Below are 19,968 nucleotides of genomic sequence, written 5' to 3' on the forward strand. Positions count from 1 at the left end.
GGACTACCACTTGAGTGATTGTTCTGTTCCGCCGAAAACTTCCCTCAGCCGCCGGTCCGTGCCGGGCGACAGTCGTTCGGGCAGATCGTCGAGGGTGCAGAAACGCTGTTCGGCGATTTCGGCGTTGGCTTCGGGCATGACGTCGCGCTGCCAATGACGAATAAGAAAAAGAATGATGTGATCGCCGGGGTAATCATCGAAGTGGGAATAGATGCCGATCAGACGCGGTGGTGCGGTGATGGTAATGCCGGTTTCCTCCAGCACCTCTCGTGCGAGCGCGGTTTCGACGTCTTCGCCATGCTCGATGCCGCCGCCAGGAAAGTGCCAGCCGGGACGATAGCCGTGACGAATGAGAAGTACGCGCGAGGCGTCGTCGATGATCAGGCCTTGAGCGCCGAGCGTGACGATATCGGCGCGTCGCGCGAGAAAAGATTTCAGGCGGCTCAGCATGATTTCGAGGTCCAGCCGTAGAGCCAATCAAAGCCTGCCATGACGCGCTCGGGCGGCCGCAGTTTCATGACCGCGTTGCGGGCGAGTGCTGTTGGGCCATGCATATGATAGATGCGCCCGTTGCGGATGGAAGCCTCGACAACTTTGCTAACGCGCGGGCGGCGGGCTTGTTCGTAGTTCTGAAGCGCATGTTCGAGTTCACTGTTCGAAGCCGCGATGGACGACGCCAGCGCGACAGCGTCTTCGAGTGCCATGACGGCGCCTTGCGCGAGAAACGGCAGCATCGGATGCGCGGCATCGCCGAGGAGTGCCGCGCGGCCCGACGTCCAATGTGTGAGGGGTGGCAGACGATAGAGCGACCATTGCCGCCAAGTCTGCGTGCTATACGCCAGCGACCGAAGCGACGGCGCGAAGGATTTCATTTTGTCTTTGACGGCGTCGGTGGCGGCAGGTGCGTCCCAGTCTTCGCTCAACGCCGGATCGTCGGCGATGACGACGATGGCGACGTCGCGTCCGCCGGTGACGGGATAATGCACTGCGTGTGCGCCCGGCGACAGCCAGATATGGACGGCGTTGCGCGCAAGTTCGGGCGGCATGTTTTCCGCTGTCGTGACGCTGCGAAAGGCGGTTTTGCCGACGGGCGTCGGAACGGCCGATTCGCCTGCGATGCCGCGGCGGAGCGTGGACCACAGCCCGTCCGCCGCGACGAGAAGCGAAGCGCTCAACACTTCGCCTGATGCATCGACCGCGGCGATACCATTCGGCTCGTCACGGCAAGAGGTAATTTCAGTCGCGCGCGATAGCGTGATGCGCGGCTCGCTTTCGGCGCGCGTTCGCAGCGCGGAATGCAAATCGCGGCGATGCGCGGTCCAGTATGGAGCACCATGGCGCTTGGTAAGCCACGAACCGAGCGGTAAGCGCGTCAGCTCGCGGCCAGACGCACCATCATGGACAACGAGCGTGTCGGGGCTCGCGACCTTGTCTTCCAGAAATTCCGCGACGCCGAGCTGTTGCAGAATGCGCGTGCCGTTGGGGCCGATCTGGATGCCGGCGCCTTCTTCGGGAAATTCAGCGCGGCGTTCACAAACGCGAACGTCGATGCCGCGCTGGGCGAGCGCGAGGGCGGTCGCGAGGCCGCCAATGCCACCACCGGCGATCAGGGCGCTCGGGCGTTGGGAGCCGGTCACGCGAATTCCGAAACGTGTCTAGAGTTCAAGCGGCGTCTGCGACGAGGCTGTCTTTGGGATCGCTCTCGGTCGCTTTCAGGCGCGGATCGTAGATGTACAGCGTCGAGCAGTAGGGGCACAGGATCTGATTGTCCTGTCCCATGTCGAGGTAGACGTGCGGATGATCAAAGGGCGGCCGGGCGCCCATGCAGTTGAATTCTTTCACCCGGACAAAGATTCGCTCGGCGCCAACGTCGTTGGCAAAGTGCGGGATTACGGCTCCGGCCATGCTTCATCCTTCCGCGATGGGAGATGTTTGGCCGCACCATATCCTCGTGGCGGCGGGGATGGTAGGGGACATAAAAAACTTTCGGGCAATTGAGTGCGGCAGCATGGACCATTTCGACAGCGACGGGGTCGACATCGCATTTCTCGACACCGGAGGCGGCGGCGACAAACCCCCGGTTCTGCTCATCCATGGCTTTGCGTCGAACGTTGAGACCAACTGGGTCAATACCGGCTGGGTGACATTTCTGACGCGCGCCGGATATCGTGTCATCGCGCTTGATAACCGCGGTCATGGGCAAAGTCAGAAGCTTTACGAGCTTGTCGATTATGGTGCGCCGCTGATGGCGGAAGATGCGCGGCGGTTGCTTGACCATGTCGGCGTGAGGACAGCGAACGTCATCGGATATTCGATGGGCGCGCGGATTTCAGCGTTTCTGGCGTTGACGCATGCCGATCGGGTGGCGCGCGTCGTGTTCGGCGGACTTGGCATCAACATGGTGCGTGGAATGGCCGGGACCGGTCCCATCGCGCGGGCGCTCGAAGCGCCGAGCATCGCGGACGTGACCAACCCGACGGCGCGAACGTTCCGCGCTTTTGCCGAGCAGACGAAGAGCGATCTGCAGGCGCTGGCGGCGTGCATACGGTCGTCGCGTGCGCCGATCACGGCGGAGATGATCGGGGAAATCTCGGTTCCGGTACTGGTTGCCGTGGGAGACGAGGACGTCATTGGCGGATCGGCGGAGGAGCTTGCCAAGCTCATTTCCGGTGCGAGGGCCTATACAATTCCGGGCAAGGATCACAATCGGGCCGTCGGCGACCGATCGTTCAAGTCCGAGGCGCTGGCATTTTTCGAGGGAAACGGTGGCCCTGGGGACCGATGAACCGGACCGGCACGGGGGATTGATCGCTTAGGCCGATTCGAAGGTCCTCAGGGCACACGCTCCTGCCGAGGCGAGTGGCTTCGGCAAGCGCTTATCTGTCCCGATGGTGCGTCTTCGGACCGGTACGCGGTACTAGTCCGATCGAAGACGCGGGGACGGCACTCATTCCGGTCTCGCACGCGATACGAGTTCGAGGCCGGTAGCGCCTCCGGGAGCGCTTGCGAAATAGCCTTGCTCAATGACGCGGCGATTTCAGGCGTGTGTCGGCGCGGCTTTAACTGTGGATAACTTTGGCGCTGCAACTTTGTGCGACTTGACTGCCACATGACGGCGCCGCCTCCGGACCGCCGCAGTCGGTCTTTTCATCGTCAAGCCGGCGGCCAAAATCCGTCTGAAAAGCCAGCGATATAACTGTTTTCCGGGTGGATCTCACACTTCCTTAACCGGCCGTTAACGTTAACTCCGCTTACTCGCCGTCATGGTTCCGCGTCGTATCCGAGTTCTTGTGCCCACGGCCGTCCTGATGATTTCAGGGCTCGGTCTGCTTTGGGGCTGCGGAACGACAGGGCCGAGCTTTCAAGTCCGAGACGATCCGTGGCGCACGCCAGAAGAGCGCGCCTGTTTGGCATCCGGCGTGGTGCGGCAGACGGCATTCGTGCGAGCGCGCTCGGCGCTGGGTGGTCCTAGCGTTTGCGGCGCTGTCGAACCATTCGAGATGTCGGCGGCGGACAACGGCCGGGTCGCGTTCAATCCGCCGGCGGCATTGCGCTGTCCGATGATCCCGCAACTCGACCGCTGGGTGAAGGAAGTCGTCGAACCGGCGGCGCGTTATCAATTCCGGCAGGAGCTTGTCGGCATCAAAGTGCTCGCCTCTTATTCCTGCCGGCCGATGAACAATGTCGAAGGGGCGATGATCTCGGAGCATGCCTACGCGAATGCGATCGACGTCGGCGGTTTCACGCTCGCCGACGGAACGACGATCAGCGTCCAGCGCGGCTGGAATGGGTCGCGGGCGGAACAAGCCTTTCTGAGGGTCGTGCATGACGGATCGTGCGCTTATTTCACGACAGTGCTCGGTCCGAACTACAACAGCCTGCACAGCAATCATTTTCATCTCGACCTGGCGCACCACGGCCGCGACGGGTTGATGCATATCTGCAAGTAGGGTCCGCGTGCAGAGTGCGCGCAAATCCGCTAGAAGCGCCCCATGACTTGGGATCACGATCCGCCACCGAGCGGCCACCGGCGTGGCTACCACCACGGCAACTTGCGCGAAGCCTTGATGAAGGCGGCGCTTGATTTGATCGCGGCAAAGGGGCCGTCCGGATTTACGTTTGCCGAAGCGGCGCGGGCGGCTGGCGTGAGCCCCGCGGCACCCTATCGGCATTATCGCGACCGCGACGCGCTGATGGCAGATGTCGCGCGGCATGCGTTCGAGCAGTTCGAAGCGAAGCTGCGGCAAGCCTGGGCGGGCGGTGCGCCTGATCCGTTCAAGGCATTCGAGCGTGTCGGCAAGGCGTATCTCGATTTCGCGCGGCAGGAACCGGCGCAATATTCGGCGATGTTCGAATCAGGTCTGTCGTTCGCCGCTTTTCCTGATCTGCATGTGGCAGGGGAGCGGGCGTTTGATGTGCTGAAGGACGGATGTGCGGCCCTGGTCGCGACGATGCCGGAGGCCAAGCGGCCGCCGGTGATGATGATGGCGCTTCACATTTGGGCTGAGGCGCACGGGATTGCCTCGCTCTTTGCCCGTGGCGACGAGGCGCGCCGGCCGATCCCGATGACGCCCGAAGACCTGCTCGACGCCGCCGTCCTGATCTATCTCGACGGGCTGGGCGTTAGAAAAGCAAACAGCGGTTGATAGCCCGCTTAAAGCTGCGCGGTTTCCCCCTTGGGATCATTGCCGCTCCCGCGATGATCCGCATACTCGGTAACGGCTGAATCGCCGTCGTCTGATCCTCGTTTCTCAGACGTGTCTGATTTTTTGAATGCGATTTTTAAAAACGTCTTCAGGAGTTCGCGATGCCCGGCAAATGCCCGAAATGTCAAAACGTCGTTGGCAACGTTCGCGCCGAGCAGATCGGTATTACAAACATGGCGGGCAACACTTTCAGCGGGGCGAGCTATGTTTGCCCGCATTGCCAGACGATCCTGGGGGTCGTGGTCGATCCCTATGCGTTCAAGAACGAGATCGCCATTGAAGTGATGAAGCGGATGCGCGGCGGCCGGTGAGCCTGTCGCGAACCTTTTTTACGCGATAGCTGCGGCCAGCCCTTGAACTCACCCCTTGCCGTCCCACGTATGTGAATGTAAAATACATTTACATCCTGAATGAGGAGAGGGTGGCAATGACGCAAGTGGTGCAGACACTCGATGACTTCGGCAGGCCCGCGTGGCTTGCCGCGATGGTTCTGGGGTTCATCGTCTTCTGGCCGGTTGGGGCTGTCATCCTGGCCTATATGCTTTGGAGTGGACGCATGAACTGCGGATGGCACGGTGGTCGGGGTCGCGAACGCTGGGAAAACCGGATGGCGGAACGTTTCGAGCGGGCGCGATGCCGAATGGAAGAGAAATTCGGCGGCTTCGGCCATGGACCCAGAGGCGATGGACCTAGAGGCGGCGGTTATTCCAGCGGTAACAAGGCCTTCGACGATTATCGCGAAGCAACGCTGAAACGGCTCGAAGACGAAGAGCGCGAATTTCGGGAATTTCTGGAGCGTTTACGGCAGGCCAAGGACAAGTCCGAGTTCGACCAGTTCATGGCTGAAAGGCGCGATCGTCCGGAACCTGGACAGGAACCCGGTACCAGTCCCACGACTTGATTTCCATGACATAAGGCAGGGTGGCTGTCGTGGCCGCCCTGCTTCATCTTTTCCGGCTTTTCATTCGGTGTGCCCAACCACGCGGAGCGGACTCGATGTTTCATCTTCACCATCTGATCTTCTTGCCGTTTTTCGTTCTGTTTCACGTCGTCGGCTTTCTCTTCCTGGCGTTTGCAGCGGTGATTCTGACGAAGGCGTTCCGCAGGCGGCGGTGCGGCAGCGCCTCTCGCATGAAGGAAAGGCCGGAGGCAACACGGCCGGCGCGTTTCGGAAATGAGGCGTTCGATGATTATCGGCGCGCGACTTTGCGGAAGCTCGAGGCTGAGGCGGAGGAATTCCGCAAGTATCTCGATGGGTTGCGGCGTGCGGCCGACGCCGCCGCGTTCGAGGCGTTTCTTAAATCGCGGCGTGCAGAAAACGGGCCAGCGGCCTGACGATCGGGGCGTGGCGGCGCGCCCCGTCTGCATAGCAGAAATTCCCCATTTTTTCGCCCATGTTGCTGATATTTTAGGGGAGTTACCGTACCGGCTCGGCTATGCTGAACGCTAGGGCCGTCACGGCGGACGGGCTTGTTCGAGGCGAAAATCACGGACGATCATGGCCTGGCAATTTTTGAAAAACGCAGTTGTTGCGTATGGTGGAGGCTTGCGCTCGGCGCTTGAACACCTCAAGGAGGCGTTCGGCTTCGACGGCGCGCAGACGCCTGGACAATCACGCGTTGCATTTACGATCGCGGTGGTGGCGCTGGCGGCCAAGATGAGCAAGGCGGACGGCGTTTCGCTGCCGATCGAAGCGGAAGCGTTCAAGCGCCAATTCCAGGTGCCGGAAAGCGAGTGCGCGCACGTACGCAAGCTCTATGAACTCGCGAGCCGGGATGTGGCCGGATACGAGACGTACGCCTCGCAGATCGCGCACATTCTCGAAGGCCAGCCCGAGATCAAGGTCTCGGTGCTTGAAAGCCTCTTCCATATCGCGAGCGCGGACGGCGTTTTGCACCCCGGCGAAGACAAGTACCTTGAGCGCGTCGCCGAGATCTTCGGCTTGAGCAAAGGGGAGTTCCGCTGCGTGCGCCGCGGCTTCGTCTTCGATGCCGACAGCCCGTACGAGGTGCTGCACGTTTCGCCGCTCGCTTCGGATGCCGAGCTTAAGGCGCGGTATCGCGAACTGGTCAAAGGCCACCACCCCGATGCGCTCGTTTCGAAGGGCGTACCGCCGGAGTTTCTTGCCGGGGCCGAACGGCGGCTGGCGGCGATCACGGCGGCTTACGAAGCCATTCTTGAAGAGCGTGGTCAGCGGGCGGTGCGCGAGCTGGAACCCACTCCGTGACCTTCGAGCCGGATACGCCGCTGACGCATGCGGTTTGTACGGCCCATAATCGGGAGCCGCGACGCGGCGGCGTAAAGCCGTCGCTGCTCGTTCTGCATTACACCGGCATAGGGTCGGCTGCGAAAGCGATCGACTGGCTGTCGCGGCCGGAAAGCGGCGTGTCCTGCCATTACGTCGTGGACGAGCATGGTGTCGTGACGCAGCTCGTGCCGGAAGAACTCCGGGCGTGGCACGCGGGCGTGTCCAATTGGAAGGGCGAAACGGACATCAATTCGCACTCGATCGGGATCGAGATCCACAATCCTGGACATCAGAACGGCTATCCTGATTTTCCCGCAGCGCAGATGCGGTCCGTTATTGCGCTGTCCAAGGATATCGTAGCCAGAAATCATATCCGGCCTGAAAACATTCTGGCGCATTCGGATGTGGCGCCAGGGCGGAAGATCGATCCGGGCGAGAAGTTCAACTGGCTTCTGATGGCGCGGGAAGGTCTGGGGCTGTGGGTCCGGCCGTTGCCCGTTCGGGCCGACGATCCGGGGCTGGAGCTTGGCGCCGAAGGTCCGCGTGTTCTCAATGCACAGAAAAATCTTGCCGCCTACGGATATGGCCTCGACGCCAGTGGCGTACTGGACGCCGATACGGAAAAGGTTTTCAAGGCTTTTCAACTGCATTTCAGGCCACGCCGGGTGGACGGACGGCTCGATCGTTCGACCGAAGGCACGCTCGAACGCCTTATTGCGGCATCGTCGAAGCCGGCTGCTGCTTGACGCAACTTCAGCGGTGATGTTGATGCCGGGAGTGTGCTGACGAATTGCAGCGCATCTCGCCGGCCGGGGCTCGGCGAAACTCGGCACAAACAACCGAAGCAGGGCAGACAGTGTTTAAGCCGCGGCGGCCGGAAATTCTGGCGCTTATCGTTGCCGTCTACGTCGCGCTGGTTCTGAACCGGCCGTTCTGGCACAAATTTCTGAACCTCGTCGCGCCGCATCGGTTCAGCGATTGGGTGTTTGTCGGCGCGGTTGGTGTCGCGACTATTGTCATCGCGTATCTTGCGCTGCTTGCCGTTTCGCTGAAGCCATTGCTGCGTGTGCTCGTTCTCGTTCTGCTGCCGGTGACGGCGGCGGCTGCGTATTTTATGGGCGAGTATGGCATCCTCATCGATGCGCATATGGTGCGAAATATCCTTGAGACGGACAGGGGCGAGTCGGGCGATCTCGTCACGTGGAAGCTCATCGGGTACGTCGTATTTCTCGGGATTGTGCCCGGCGTTCTATTCTGGCTCGTGCCGTGGATGGAGCGGTCGTGGCGCGATGAAACGCTGGCGAAACTCAAATACGCGACGGTGGCTTCTGTCATCTGCGTCGCGGTGGTGCTGCCGTTCCTAGGCAATATTCTTTCGCTCGGCCGCGAGCATCGCGAACTGAAGATGACGCTGACGCCGCTGAACTACATCTCGGCGGTTACGACGTATTGGCGGCGGGAAGGGCGTAAGCAGGTCAAGGTGGCCGCACCTTACGGCGAAGATGCGTATCAGGCGGCAGCGTCGAATCCGGCGCGCAAGTCGCTGTTCGTAATCGTCGTCGGGGAAACTGCGCGTGCAGATCATTTCGCGCTCAACGGTTACGCGCGGCCAACCAATCCGGAACTCTCCAAGGTGCCGGACCTCATCAATTATCCGCATGCTTATTCATGCGGAACCGATACCGCCCAGTCGGTGCCGTGCATGTTTTCAGGCTACGGCCACGACGGCTTCACCAATGCAAAGGCGGAGACGCGCCAGAACCTTTTGGATGTCTTGAAGCGAGCGGGCGTGAATGTGCTATGGCGTGAAAATCAAGCGGGCTGTAAGGGCGTCTGCGCACGCATTGAAACCGAAACTCTGACCGGACACAAAGTTCCGACGTTCTTTCCGAGCACCGAAAACTACGACGATATTCTCGTCGATGGTCTCAAGGAACGCATCGAGAAGATGCAGCACAACGAGGTCATCGTGCTGCACATGATGGGCAGTCACGGTCCTGCGTACTGGCGGCGCTATCCGCCGCAATACGAGACATTCACGCCGGCTTGCAAAGACGCGCAGTTCAGCCGGTGCGAGCTACAGACGATTGTCAACGCTTACGACAATACGCTCGTCTACACAGACCACGTTCTGGCGCGGCTTATCGGCGTGCTCGCAGATGCGCAAAACCGCGGCGTCGATGCCGGAATGCTTTATGTGTCTGATCACGGCGAGAGCCTCGGCGAGCACGGTATGTACCTTCACGGCATGCCTTATGCGCTGGCGCCTGAAGCGCAGATACACGTGCCGATGGTGGTGTGGCTGTCACCGACGCTGCGTGAATCGCGCGGCATCGATCAGTCCTGCATGGTGGCGCACGCGAGCGAGCGAGTCAGTCACGACAATCTTTTTCATTCTGCCCTTGGGATCATGAACGTGAAGACGCGCGTTTATGATCCGGCGCTCGATCTATTCGCGGGCTGCCGCAACCGAACGCGAAAAGCTTATGGGCAGCTCACGCCATAACGAGATAACGTAGCGTGACAGGTTGTGACGCGACGATTTCACCACCCAGGCGCGACGAAAATGATATCCTCGGGTCATCCGGACTCATGCATGATCCGTATATGGATTGCGCTTGGAAAATTTGAGCATGGGTCGAATTCTTGCCGCGTTGTCTTTTCTGGCTGTGATCTGCGGCCCGATGGTGGCGTGGGCTGAACAGCCGATCGGCCCGGTTCCGGAAAAGCCGGAAATGAACGCCCGAGCCATCACGACTCTGCTTTTTCAAGCCAAGCCGGGCGTCCGGCCCGATCTCTCAGGCAAGTTTCTCGTTTACCTTGATCTGTCGGAACTGAATTTCAAAGGCGCGAACCTGGCGCATTCGGATTTCTATGGCACGGACTTCACCGGTGCTAATCTGAAAGGAGCCGATCTGTCACATACGCGTCTGGACCGGTCGGTGCTGATCCGTGCCGACCTCTCGGGTGCCGACTTGACTGGCGCGACAATTCTCAGGCCGACAATTTACACGGATCTTTCAGCAAACACTCAAGATGCGCCCCATTTCACCGGGGCCAATCTGACAGACGTTCATGTTCAGGCGGAATTGTCCGGCGCCGACTTTCGCGGCGCAAACCTTTTTCACGCCAACTTCTATCCGCTTGAGGGCCGGCCGGGTGAGGGAACGCTTGCCACGACGTATCGCAACATTCTCAAGTATTGCGATTTCTCTGGGGCGCGTCTCGAAGACGCGAAGATGACGCGAGCCGTACTTTGGTTCGCCCGGTTCAACGGCGCCAATCTCAAAGGCACGGACTTCACCGAAGCGGACCTGTCGCGAGCGGATTTCTCAGGTGCGGATATCTCGGGTGCCGACTTTACGCGCGCCGATCTCGATGGCGCCAATTTCGTGGGGGCGATCGGCATTGCTCAGGCCAAAGGTCTCGATCAGGCCGTCAATCTTGATCGCGCCGTCAGATAAGCGATGTTCAGATGTCACGACGTCAGGCTGGCGTTTGCTAGACATCGGACCATCTTTAAACAAATCGCAAACTGCTATTAACCTTTGTTAAAGGGTTTATTGTCAGGCTGTTAACACCTCATGCCACACCAGGGTGCTGAAATGTCGAAGCTAAGCGGAGTTGTCCGTTTGCGTCCATGTGCATCGTTTGCGGTTGGATTTTTCGCAGTGGCTTCTGTCTGGGCGACCGGCGCTGAAGCGGTCAGCCTGCACGTCAAGCTGGCCTGCTCGCGTGATTACTATGCCTATTGCAGCCAGTTCGCTTCGGACAGCCCCGAGGTTCGCCAGTGCATGCGCTCGGTCGGCAAGCGGCTATCGGAACGCTGCTTCAACGCCCTGGTCGACGCGGGAGAGGTGAGCCCGACGGAAGTTGCCCGGCGCGCGGCGGCACTGCGCCAGTAGTGGCGCTCTCGTCCTCGGCTCCTCCCAAGGATGACAGGGTGTGTCCTGTTCTTCGCTGCCCCAGCCCCAATAGGCATCCAGACGTCTTTTCCGGCAGTTGCCAGATTTGACTAATAGGAACTTGACTTGCGCCTCACGAACTTCGTTTATGATGTGCTCAGTCGGCCGTACATGCGTTGAGGACGCCTTTAGCGGCGTGAGCGTCGCGCGTTCCGAACCGGCCGGATGAGAGCAATGAGGGCGGTGACATGGGCGAACCGAGGATCGAGCTAAAGCCTTGGCGGCAGATCGACGTTCCGGAGCCGCAGCCGGACGAGCTTTATCAGCTTTCGCTTTTCGACAAGACTTATAGCTTCCGCGGTCTGAAGGCGCTGCTCGGCGCGGCCGACTTCGACAAGGCGGGCGACCGCAATTGCGGACTGGCAGCGAAGGACGACGTCGAGCGCGAAGCCGCGCGGACGATCCTTTCAGGTCTCACGCTGCAACACCTTTACGACCGGCCGCTGACCGACGACGAAGGCCAGGTCGATTCAGTTATGCGGATCAACTACGATATCGATCTTGCGACCTTCGCGGAGCTGGCGCCGAAGACGCTCGGCGAGATCAAGAACCTACTGCTGCGCGCGAAGTCGGCAGAAGCCAAGCGCATCGGCGGGGCGCTGACAGGCGTCATGGCAGCGGCCATCGCCAAACTCATGGACGTGCATGAGCTTGTCTATGCGGCGAAGAAATTGAAGCGGTCCGGCAAGGCGAGGACGCTCGTCGGCGCGCCCGGCACATTGTCGTCGCGTCTGCAACCCAACCACCCGACCGACGATCTCGATGCCATGTCGGCGCTGGTCTATACGGGTCTGTCGATGGGCTCGGGGGATGCGCTGCTCGGGCTCAATCCTGCAATCGACACGGTCGAGAACATCACGAAGGCGCTGAAGCATCTCGACAAGCTGCGCCGCGAAACGGGTGCGCCGACGCAGATCTGCGTGCTCTCCCACGTCAAGACGCAGCTCGCGTGCCTTGAAAGCGGCGCGCCGGTCGAGATCATGTTCCAGTCGCTGGCCGGCACGGATCGCACGCTCATCGAAGAGTTCGACTGCACGGCCGACGTACTCGACCAAGCCTATACGACGATGGCGAAGCATGGGCCGCTCGCGGGCGAAGCCGATCAATTCATGTATTTCGAAACCGGTCAGGGCAGCGAGCTGACCTACGGCAAACACAACGACATCGACATGACGACGACGGAAGCGCTCTGCTATGGACTGGCGCGCCGCTGGGATCCGTTCATGGTCAACAACGTGACGGGCTTCATCGGGCCGGAAACACATCGCTCGAACTTCGAGATGATCGTATCGAACCTGCAAGATCATTTCATGGGCAAGCTGCTCGGCCTGCCGATGGGCATGGCGCCCTGCTATACGCTGCATTCCGAGATCACGATGGAAGGTCAGCAGATCGCAGCCGAGTTGCTGACGGCTGCGGGCGCCAACTATTTTATGGACGTCTATCTCTCGATCGATCGCATGCTCGCCTATTTCGATACGTGCGGGCACGACGACCAGACGATGCGCGAGGTGCACGACCTGACGCCAGCGCCCGAGTTTCTCGAGTGGACGATTTCGCGCGGCATCTTCGTGCGTAACGAAGACGGCGAGATAGAGCGCGGGCCGAACTGGGGCAATCCGAAGATCTTTTGCTCGGAGGAAGAGTTCGAGCGGCTGTGCAAGAACCTGCCGGCGGCTTACGGCTTCGAGAGCGCCGGTCCGCGGCCGAGCGAGCAGGTATCGCGCGCGATCAAAGCTAATCTCGCGGCTGCGCGCGAAGCGATCTATGCCGAGGTCACGCCGGAACGGCTTGCCGGCATTGACTTCCGGCGCGTGAAGACATCGGCTGAGAGCAAGGAAGTGCATTTGAGTCATCCGGATCGGGGTGCAAAACCGGCGGATGAGATTTTAGCCGAGTTGGCGCCGGAAAGCGTCGACGTGCAGATCATCGTGTCGGACGGATTGAGCGCGGAAGCCGTGCATCACAACATTCCGGACCTGCTGCCCGCGTTGCTTGACGGCTTGAAGGAGCAGAGCATTTCAGCCGGCAAGCCAATCCTCGCGCCGTATGGCCGCGTGAAGCTCGCCGAAGCGCTGGGTGATGCGTTGCAGCCGAAGCTCGTGATCAATCTCATCGGGGAGCGACCGGGCGGCGACGCGCTCGCTTCGCGCAGCATGTCGGCTTATATCGCGTATCGTCTCGACGATGATGCGAAGAAAGAGGCAGCGCAGTTCAGCGGCAACCCGGATGTGCGCTACGAATACACGGTGATCTCGAACATCTATGCTGGCGGCTTGCCGCCGAGCGAAGCCGCCGTACAGATCGCCGAACGCGTCAACCAGATTCTGACGACGAAGGCGGCGGGCAACCGGCTGGAGCGCGCCATTCACGATCGCTCCCATAACATGCGGGCCGCCGCACTTTGAAAAGGCCGGAGTGTTGTCCACTCCGGCCCCGACGCCTCACGCCGTTTATGGGTGAAATTATTCCGCGTGGCTCATATCCCGCGGGTTCTAGGCGGCCAATGCCAAGGCCCCCGCTTGGGCTTCGGTCTCCCCTAGCCTTGTCAGCAGTTCCTCCAGCCGAGGCGAGGGCTCGCGAAGATCTGCCTCGAAGAGGGATTTCAACCGCGGCGCCGCCTTCGCTCTAAAGCCCGTCATCCACTCATCGTCGTACATTGTTGGCTCCGCTCGCCTGTTCGATGAGCTGAAAACGGGCCAGTGAATCTCCGGTTCCGTTACGTTGGTGACATATATTTTTCTGTGGCCACGGTGGGCTCTTAACCGAATTGCAAAGTTGTCGTGGATGATGAGGGCAATTTCCAACTCCCTCAGCCCACCGCCGTGCGTGCCCCTTGACCTTTGGCCTTGCACGTCGCTTATCTCCTCCCACCAGCCGGCCGGACGGCCGCTGCCGGATATCGTTGAGGCGAAACGGGCTCTAAAGGCTCGCGAGCAAAGCGTCCGGTGGAGGAAAGTCCGGGCTCCCAGAGAACACGGTGGCGGCTAACGGCCGCCGGGGGCGACCCCAGGGAAAGTGCCACAGAGAACATACCGCCTCCGCGCCTTCGGGCTCGGCGGTAAGGGTGAAAAGGTGCGGTAAGAGCGCACCGCGCTTCTGGCAACAGAAGTGGCAGGGCAAACCCCACCGGGAGCAAGATCAAATAGGGGTGGGCGCGCGGAGCGGGAAACCGCAGACGCAAGGCGCGTTCTCACGCTACCTGCCCGGGTTGATTGCACGAGGCGCTTGGCGACAGGCGTCCCAGATGAATGGCCGTCGCGGAGGCGCAATCCTCCAAACAGAACCCGGCTTACAGGCCGGCTGGTATTTTATTCTTTTGCATGCCTCGCGATTAGAGAGCCGAAAGTGCCTCTTTTGCCGCGAACCAGGCTGCCGCGCCATATCCGACCGTCGTCAAAATACAGCTCAACGTGATCATCGCCGTGAAAGCGATCGGTGGCGATTTCAGGTAGCCCGGCCGGAGCGCCCGAACGAAGAATGCAAACGGGTTGAAAAAAGAGCCGATGCAAATGAAGGCCGTCATCCATGTCGGCGGTATGATTTCAAGCGTGCGAAACAGCATGAAAAAGATGAACTGAAACTGCGCCATCATCAGATAGTCGATATGAGACTTCAGCAGATCCTGGCGGCCGGGAATAAGTTTGAGCACTGGGCTGTCGTCGGATGAAAAGACGGCGACGAGGAGCCAAGCCTGAAGCAGGGCCACGACAAGACATAGGCTTGCAGTCAGCAACAGGAATTGTGTTGGCACGGCTTTCTTGGCTCCGATTTCCCACTGTTTTCGCGAATTTACATAGACAATCGTCAGCGCAGTCGCTTGACTGATCAGGACAAAAGTCTTGGCCACGGCGGCCAGCGTCGGGAGGTGGGATGAGGGGATCCTTTTCAACGGATCGCGTGGCTGCAAAAGATGCGTTCGCTTATTGGAGCGATCTCGTTTGCGATGTCTTCGTAAAGCTCGATTGCAATTCGACAGTGCGAGATCGCTTCAAGGCCACGATGCTTTATGACACTCTCGGTTGGCTTCGCGTCGTAGAAGCGGAAAGCGATGCCATCGAGGCTCAGCGCTCGCGGCGGCAGATCGCCAAGGGCTGTGAAGATGACCTCTTAGTTTCCATCCAAATCAAGGGAAAGACGCAGCTCATACAGGACGGCCACGAGGCTGTGCTAAATGCTGGTGATTTTGCCCTTTACGATAGCTCTCGACCTTACGTCCTGCGCATGTCCGACGATACGCGGCTTATTTGCCTGCAATTTCCGCGCAGCGAGATCGTCGGTCGTCTCGGGCCGGTTTCGCCGTTCGTGGCTAGAGCAGTGGACGGAGAACATGGAGTTGCCAGTCTCTTCCTGGAGCTGGCGCGTATGTTGCCGAAAAGAGTTTCTGAATTGGATAAAGCCGCTGCAGAAGGCGTTGCAGAGCATGTCGTCGATCTGTTGGCATTGTCGCTCGGAAGCAAGCGCGGCGATGCTTTTCAGCTTGCGAACGGCCATGCTGCGATGCGTTCACGCTTGAAGCAGGCGATACGAAGGCACATTCGCGATCCTGATTTCTGTCCCACACTTGCCGCGCGTTCGGCAGGTATCAGCGTTCGACATGCCAACCGCCTTCTAGCGGAGGAAAATACATCGCTGGGGCGGTTCATAATCGGCGAGCGTTTGGCCGGCTGTAGGGAAATGCTGAGCGATGCCTACTATGACAACCTGTCGATTGGTGAGATCGCATATTCCTATGGGTTCAATGATCTCAGCCATTTTAGCCGCGCATTTCGCGCGCGCTATGGTCGCTCTCCGAAGGAGTATCGCTCTCGTCGTACACGTCAGCCTTTCGTTGCTACCTAGGGCGAAGCGCGCGATTATGACCGTTGCCGCATTCACGGCGATATCATTTCCCGCAATGGCTTGGACGGAACAGGACATTTTCCACAAGGGCCTTGCCGGTTCTCTGATCCCGGCGACCGGCGGCAAGCCTGGGCCGATGATGTTGATCTTGCCCGGTTCCGGTCCTGTGGATCGCGACGGCAATGCACCTGGAATGGATACCGACAGTCTCAAGCTTGTGGCACGGGGCCTCGCCGATCTCGGCATCAGCTCGCTTCGGATCGACAAGCGCGGTGTGGGCGAGAGCTATGCCGCCGGTCCACGCGTCGAGGACTTGCGCTTTGGCACATATGTCGATGACGCAATCACGTGGCTCGATTTTTTGCGCAATCGGCCTGACGTCTCGAAGCTGTTCATTCTCGGGCACAGCGAAGGCGCTCTTGTCGGCACGCTCGCGGCGAAAAAAATGAGTGTCACGGGGCTTATCTTGCTTGAGGGCGCAGGGAGGCCGATTGCTGATGTTTTGGCGCGGCAACTCGCGAGCGCAGGTGTTTCGCCAAAGCTACAGGGCATTTCAAAGCAGATTACGGAGCGATTGGAACACGGCGTTGCCGTTCCGAACGTTCCGGCTGAACTCGTGGCGCTCTATCAGCCGCGCGTGCAAGAGTATCTGATGTCGTGGATGCCGATCGATCCGGCCGCCGAATTGTCGACGGTCACTTGTCCCGTCCTCATCGTACAGGGCAGTACCGATTTGCAGGTGTTTCTCGACGACGCTCACCACCTTTCGGCGGCATTGCCGTCGGCACGGCTGGTCGTCATTCCAGGCATGAACCACATCTTGAAGGAAGCGCCTGAGGATCGCGCGCAAAATTTCGCGACGTACGGCAATTCGTTTTTGCCGCTCGATCCTCAGCTTCTTCCTGTGCTCGCGGATTTCGTGCGCAAGCACTGAGGGTGCATCACGGACTGGTCACGACGAGCTTGCGATAGAGGTGCCAAGTCGCGTGGCCCAGGATCGGGAGCACGATGGCGAGCCCGAACAGGAACGGCAGCGCACCTAGAACGAGACCGACGGCAACGATCAGGCCCCACAGCGCCACCGGAATGGGGTTTTCCAGCGCGGCGCGAACGGATGTTCGGATGGCGGCACCGACGCCGACGTCACGATCGACGAGCAGCGGGAACGACACGACGCTGATTGCCAGCACAAACAGGGCAAAGAGAAAGCCGACGAGATTGCCGGCGAACATCAATTGCCGTCCCTTATCGGTCGTCATGACCTGATTGACGAAGTCCGACAGCGACGTCGGCGTGCCGCCTATGATCTGCGTGTACATCATGTTCGCGACGTAGAGCCAGCCGACGAACAGCAGCGCCAGGAAAGCGCCGAGCGTGAAGATCGAGTCGATGCCGGGCCGATGCAGTACGTCGAGCGCGCGGGCGGGCGATACGTCGAGGCCCTGCTCACGGCGGCGGCTCAATTCATAAAGGCCGATGGCGATGAACGGTCCGAGCAGCGCGAAGCCTGCCGCCATCGGGTAGATCAGATGCAACAGCTCATAACCGAAGATCAGTCGCGCGAGGATGATGCCGACGACCGGATAGATGATGCAGGCGAAGACGACGTGCGTTGGCATCGCGCGGAAATCATCGATGCCCTCGCGCAGCGACTGCCAGACGTCTGCCGTCGTGATCGAGCGGACTGCCGGATCGCCGTCGCGCCACAGAACGGACGCGGGCCAACGAAGTTCGATGTCGGAATGAGGATGGGACGGCGTCGGACGCGTGAGATTCGCCATGGTGCACCTCCTTGTGGGTGCCGACGGTCTCATCCGCCTCGGCACCGGCTGACGTGTGCCCCGCTTTGCGCTGGTGCAGATCATGCGCTCCCGCGTGCGCCGCGACCAATCAGGTCTCCGTGACCGCGTTTGCGCGTTTCGGAAAATTTCCAGGTTTTCAGAAGCTTGCAGTAGGCCGCGACGTTCGATGGACAGGCCCGTCGGCATCGGGCTGTGGATCACGGGTGACAATTCCAGTTCTCACCACGAAATATCCTTAATATTCCGTTGACGACCATCAATTCCCATGCGATCCCATATATGCCCGTCCGCACCGGGCAGGACTCCGTGGCTGGGCGCCGATTTGGTTAGAGGGCCCAAATCTGAGCGACCGCCACGGCCCCTTTCTTGATTGTTTCGGGCGACACGCGTTCCGCGCGCCGGCCGCCCGAAACGGAGCATCCCGGCCGCGGCGGCCGAGTTTTTGGTGCGGCCCTGACGGCCGGCTCCGCGAAGCGGAGTCGTCAGGGCCAAGTAAGTGAGTAGGAGGACGGAAATCGTAGCTGGGGGATGGACCGCTTTGTCTCGACATTCACAAACAAGATCGACTCAAAAGGGCGCGTTTCCGTTCCAGCCTCGTTTCGCGCCGTCCTTGAGCGTGACGGTTACGCCGGCGGCCTCTACTGCTACCCCTCGCTCGATGCTTCTGCTCTCGATGCAGGCGGCGAAAGACTTGCAAAGAAAATCGACGGGCTTCTCGCGGGCTTGCCGGACTATTCGGATGAGCGAGACGAGCTCTCTGTCGCACTCTACGGCGACGTCCAGGTTCTCTCGATCGATGGCGACGGCCGCATCGTCCTTCCTGAAAGCCTTCGTGAGCACGCCAACCTGGCAACCGCCGTCACGTTTGTTGGCCTTGGTGACAAGTTCCAGATGTGGGAGCCCAAAGCCTTCGAAGAACGCCGCAAGGAAGCGCGCAGCAAAGTCCAAGTGACGCGCAAACTTTTTGCAGCGGGTGGCCGTTCGTCGGATGACAACGGCAACGAGGGAGCACGGGAATGACGCGCGGTGGCGGGGCAGAGGGAGCCTCGCTGGGGCCAGCTGACAAGCATCCGCGCCACATTCCCGTGCTGATCTCGGAGGTGCTGGAGACGCTCGCGCCAAAGGCGGGCGAAACCTATGTCGACGGCACGTTCGGCGCGGGCGGATATACGCGCGCCATCCTCGAAAAAGCCGACTGCTCCGTTCTCGCGCTCGATCGCGATCCGAACGCCATTCGCGGTGCGGCGCCGCTTATTGCGCAATTCGGCAGACGGCTGAAGATCATCGAGACGCCTTTCAGCCAGATGGAAGACGCCGTCGGCGCCGAGCTGCCGGGACAGCAGGTCGATGGTGTTGTGCTTGATATCGGCGTTTCCTCGATGCAGCTCGACGATGCGGAGCGCGGGTTCTCATTCCAGTCGGATGGCCCGCTCGACATGCGCATGTCGTCATCGGGTATGAGTGCCGCCGATTTCCTCAACACTGCGGATGAGGAAGACATCGCAAACGTTATCTACGAGTTCGGCGAGGAGCATCGCTCACGCGCGATTGCGCGGGCAATCGTCAAAAGACGCGTTGACGCGCCGTTCTCGCGCACGCTCGAACTCGCCGATGTGGTGTCACGGGTTTTTCATGGCCGGAAGGTCGACGGCCGCCATCCGGCGACGCGGACGTTTCAGGCATTGCGGATTTTCGTCAACGACGAGCTCGGCGAGCTGACAACCGGATTGGCGGCAGCAGAGCGCATTTTGAAGCCCGGCGGACGGCTCGTTGTCGTCAGCTTTCACAGCCTGGAAGATCGCATTGTCAAAAAGTTTCTGACCGAGCGCAGCGGCAAGACTGCTGGTGCGTCGCGGCATCAGCCGCCGGAATTGATAAAATCTGCCGATCCAAGTTTCCGACTTGTTAACTCGCGCCCGTTAACACCTTCTAAAGGTGAATTGGAAGTGAACCCCCGTTCCCGGTCCGCACGTTTGCGGGCAGCCATCCGCTTAGACGCAGCGGCATGGCCTTTAGATACGGGCGCGACGGGCCTCTCCCAGCACCGGCGATAATGCGCAGCTTGATTGCAAGCTTAACGGGAACTGTTTCAAAATGCGTCTCTTGAATATTGCAGCTTTCTTTTTTGCAGTGTCGAGTGCGCTGCTTCTTTATGCCTTGAACTACGATACCCGCCGCCTCGAAGCCGAGGTTCAGGAGAAGGAACGTTACGCCGACCAGGCACGCAGCGACATCGCCGTGCTCAAGGCGGAACGCGGCACGCTCTCGCGCCCCGACCGGATTGATGGGCTTGCGCGGCAACTCGGACTAGGCCCGCCGAAGCCTGAACAGTTTGAGGGCGAGGGCCAAGTGTCCCAACTCAGCGGACGAGTGAACACTTCCGGCGGACAATAGAGGGACGGTTG

22 protein-coding genes and 1 other RNA gene are annotated in these 19,968 nt (G+C 60.2%); 18 read left to right on the forward strand and 5 right to left on the reverse strand.

The genetic code is table 11. The features are described 5' to 3' along the window. Positions 1–3 precede the first annotated feature (3 nt). From RLW41_RS11915 to RLW41_RS11925, 3 genes are read right to left on the reverse strand one after another with little or no spacing between them, the layout of a single operon-like run. A complete protein-coding gene (locus tag RLW41_RS11915; RefSeq protein WP_414461562.1) occupies positions 4–450 on the reverse strand; it encodes an NUDIX domain-containing protein in 447 nt (148 codons plus the stop codon). Beyond that, the gene (locus RLW41_RS11920; protein ID WP_414461563.1) at positions 444–1,637 is read right to left on the reverse strand and encodes an FAD-dependent monooxygenase; all 1,194 of its coding nucleotides are present in this window, start codon (positions 1,635–1,637) and stop codon (positions 444–446) included. The genes RLW41_RS11915 and RLW41_RS11920 overlap by 7 nt, the downstream gene beginning before the upstream one ends. Positions 1,638–1,662: 25 nt before the next feature. Next, the gene (locus RLW41_RS11925; protein WP_414461564.1) at positions 1,663–1,905 is read right to left on the reverse strand and encodes a zinc-finger domain-containing protein; all 243 of its coding nucleotides are present in this window, start codon (positions 1,903–1,905) and stop codon (positions 1,663–1,665) included. Positions 1,906–2,008: 103 nt separating this feature from the next. Between RLW41_RS11925 and RLW41_RS11930 the strand changes: the two genes are divergently transcribed. The 13 genes from RLW41_RS11930 (at position 2,009) to rnpB (ending at position 14,230) form a co-directional block, all read left to right on the forward strand. Beyond that, on the forward strand, positions 2,009–2,785 hold the full coding sequence (locus tag RLW41_RS11930; protein WP_409561941.1) for an alpha/beta fold hydrolase: 777 nt from the start codon (positions 2,009–2,011) through the stop codon (positions 2,783–2,785). A gap of 505 nt (positions 2,786–3,290) precedes the next feature. Next, the gene (locus RLW41_RS11935; RefSeq protein ID WP_409561942.1) at positions 3,291–3,950 is read left to right on the forward strand and encodes an extensin family protein; all 660 of its coding nucleotides are present in this window, start codon (positions 3,291–3,293) and stop codon (positions 3,948–3,950) included. 42 nt (positions 3,951–3,992) lie between these two features. Next, a complete protein-coding gene (locus tag RLW41_RS11940) occupies positions 3,993–4,646 on the forward strand; it encodes a TetR/AcrR family transcriptional regulator (protein WP_414461565.1) in 654 nt (217 codons plus the stop codon). 161 nt (positions 4,647–4,807) lie between these two features. Then, positions 4,808–5,017, forward strand: coding sequence for a hypothetical protein (locus tag RLW41_RS11945; RefSeq protein WP_013945958.1), 210 nt, complete (start codon positions 4,808–4,810; stop codon positions 5,015–5,017). A gap of 116 nt (positions 5,018–5,133) precedes the next feature. Beyond that, positions 5,134–5,607 (forward strand): DUF2852 domain-containing protein, encoded by a 474-nt coding sequence (locus tag RLW41_RS11950; RefSeq protein ID WP_414461566.1) that lies wholly within the window; start codon positions 5,134–5,136, stop codon positions 5,605–5,607. A gap of 95 nt (positions 5,608–5,702) precedes the next feature. Next, positions 5,703–6,041, forward strand: coding sequence for a DUF2852 domain-containing protein (locus RLW41_RS11955; protein WP_414461567.1), 339 nt, complete (start codon positions 5,703–5,705; stop codon positions 6,039–6,041). Positions 6,042–6,204: 163 nt separating this feature from the next. Continuing rightward, positions 6,205–6,933 (forward strand): TerB family tellurite resistance protein, encoded by a 729-nt coding sequence (locus RLW41_RS11960; protein ID WP_409561945.1) that lies wholly within the window; start codon positions 6,205–6,207, stop codon positions 6,931–6,933. Beyond that, positions 6,930–7,700 (forward strand): N-acetylmuramoyl-L-alanine amidase, encoded by a 771-nt coding sequence (locus tag RLW41_RS11965; protein ID WP_414461568.1) that lies wholly within the window; start codon positions 6,930–6,932, stop codon positions 7,698–7,700. Before RLW41_RS11960 ends, RLW41_RS11965 begins: the two co-directional genes overlap by 4 nt. A gap of 110 nt (positions 7,701–7,810) precedes the next feature. Beyond that, positions 7,811–9,460: a phosphoethanolamine transferase gene (locus tag RLW41_RS11970; protein WP_409561947.1), complete on the forward strand. Its 1,650-nt coding sequence runs from the start codon at positions 7,811–7,813 to the stop codon at positions 9,458–9,460. Positions 9,461–9,587: 127 nt separating this feature from the next. After that, positions 9,588–10,418, forward strand: a complete 831-nt coding sequence (locus RLW41_RS11975) for a pentapeptide repeat-containing protein (protein WP_409561948.1) — start codon at positions 9,588–9,590, stop codon at positions 10,416–10,418. A gap of 207 nt (positions 10,419–10,625) precedes the next feature. Further along, positions 10,626–10,859, forward strand: coding sequence for a hypothetical protein (locus tag RLW41_RS11980; RefSeq protein ID WP_409561949.1), 234 nt, complete (start codon positions 10,626–10,628; stop codon positions 10,857–10,859). 248 nt (positions 10,860–11,107) lie between these two features. Further along, complete coding sequence (gene eutB / locus RLW41_RS11985; RefSeq protein WP_414461569.1) at positions 11,108–13,327, forward strand: ethanolamine ammonia-lyase subunit EutB; 2,220 nt, start codon at positions 11,108–11,110, stop codon at positions 13,325–13,327. Between the two features lie 465 nt (positions 13,328–13,792). Next, an RNA gene (rnpB, locus tag RLW41_RS11990) (RNase P RNA component class A) lies at positions 13,793–14,230 on the forward strand. A gap of 23 nt (positions 14,231–14,253) precedes the next feature. Here the strand turns inward: rnpB and RLW41_RS11995 are convergent. Then, positions 14,254–14,769 (reverse strand): hypothetical protein, encoded by a 516-nt coding sequence (locus RLW41_RS11995; RefSeq protein ID WP_414461570.1) that lies wholly within the window; start codon positions 14,767–14,769, stop codon positions 14,254–14,256. 23 nt (positions 14,770–14,792) lie between these two features. Here RLW41_RS11995 and RLW41_RS12000 point away from each other — a divergent pair, with 23 nt between their 5' ends. Together RLW41_RS12000 and RLW41_RS12005 are read left to right on the forward strand one after the other, a co-directional pair. Beyond that, positions 14,793–15,761 (forward strand): helix-turn-helix domain-containing protein, encoded by a 969-nt coding sequence (locus tag RLW41_RS12000; RefSeq protein WP_414461571.1) that lies wholly within the window; start codon positions 14,793–14,795, stop codon positions 15,759–15,761. A 16-nt stretch (positions 15,762–15,777) separates the two neighbouring features. After that, positions 15,778–16,695 carry an alpha/beta hydrolase gene (locus RLW41_RS12005; protein WP_414461572.1) on the forward strand — a complete coding sequence of 306 codons (918 nt, stop codon included), beginning with the start codon at positions 15,778–15,780 and terminating at the stop codon, positions 16,693–16,695. 7 nt (positions 16,696–16,702) lie between these two features. Here RLW41_RS12005 and RLW41_RS12010 read toward each other — a convergent pair whose 3' ends face one another. Then, positions 16,703–17,542: a DUF2189 domain-containing protein gene (locus RLW41_RS12010; RefSeq protein WP_414461573.1), complete on the reverse strand. Its 840-nt coding sequence runs from the start codon at positions 17,540–17,542 to the stop codon at positions 16,703–16,705. A 549-nt stretch (positions 17,543–18,091) separates the two neighbouring features. Between RLW41_RS12010 and mraZ the strand changes: the two genes are divergently transcribed. From mraZ to ftsL, 3 genes are read left to right on the forward strand one after another with little or no spacing between them, the layout of a single operon-like run. After that, a complete protein-coding gene (gene mraZ / locus RLW41_RS12015) occupies positions 18,092–18,583 on the forward strand; it encodes a division/cell wall cluster transcriptional repressor MraZ (protein ID WP_409561956.1) in 492 nt (163 codons plus the stop codon). Then, on the forward strand, positions 18,580–19,617 hold the full coding sequence (gene rsmH / locus RLW41_RS12020; RefSeq protein ID WP_414461574.1) for a 16S rRNA (cytosine(1402)-N(4))-methyltransferase RsmH: 1,038 nt from the start codon (positions 18,580–18,582) through the stop codon (positions 19,615–19,617). Before mraZ ends, rsmH begins: the two co-directional genes overlap by 4 nt. A 40-nt stretch (positions 19,618–19,657) precedes the next feature. Further along, positions 19,658–19,957, forward strand: a complete 300-nt coding sequence (gene ftsL / locus RLW41_RS12025) for a cell division protein FtsL (RefSeq protein ID WP_414461575.1) — start codon at positions 19,658–19,660, stop codon at positions 19,955–19,957. Positions 19,958–19,968: the final 11 nt, after the last annotated feature.

Origin of the sequence: Hyphomicrobium sp. DY-1, assembly GCF_047497105.1 — a bacterium.
GTDB lineage: Bacteria > Pseudomonadota > Alphaproteobacteria > Rhizobiales > Hyphomicrobiaceae > Hyphomicrobium_B.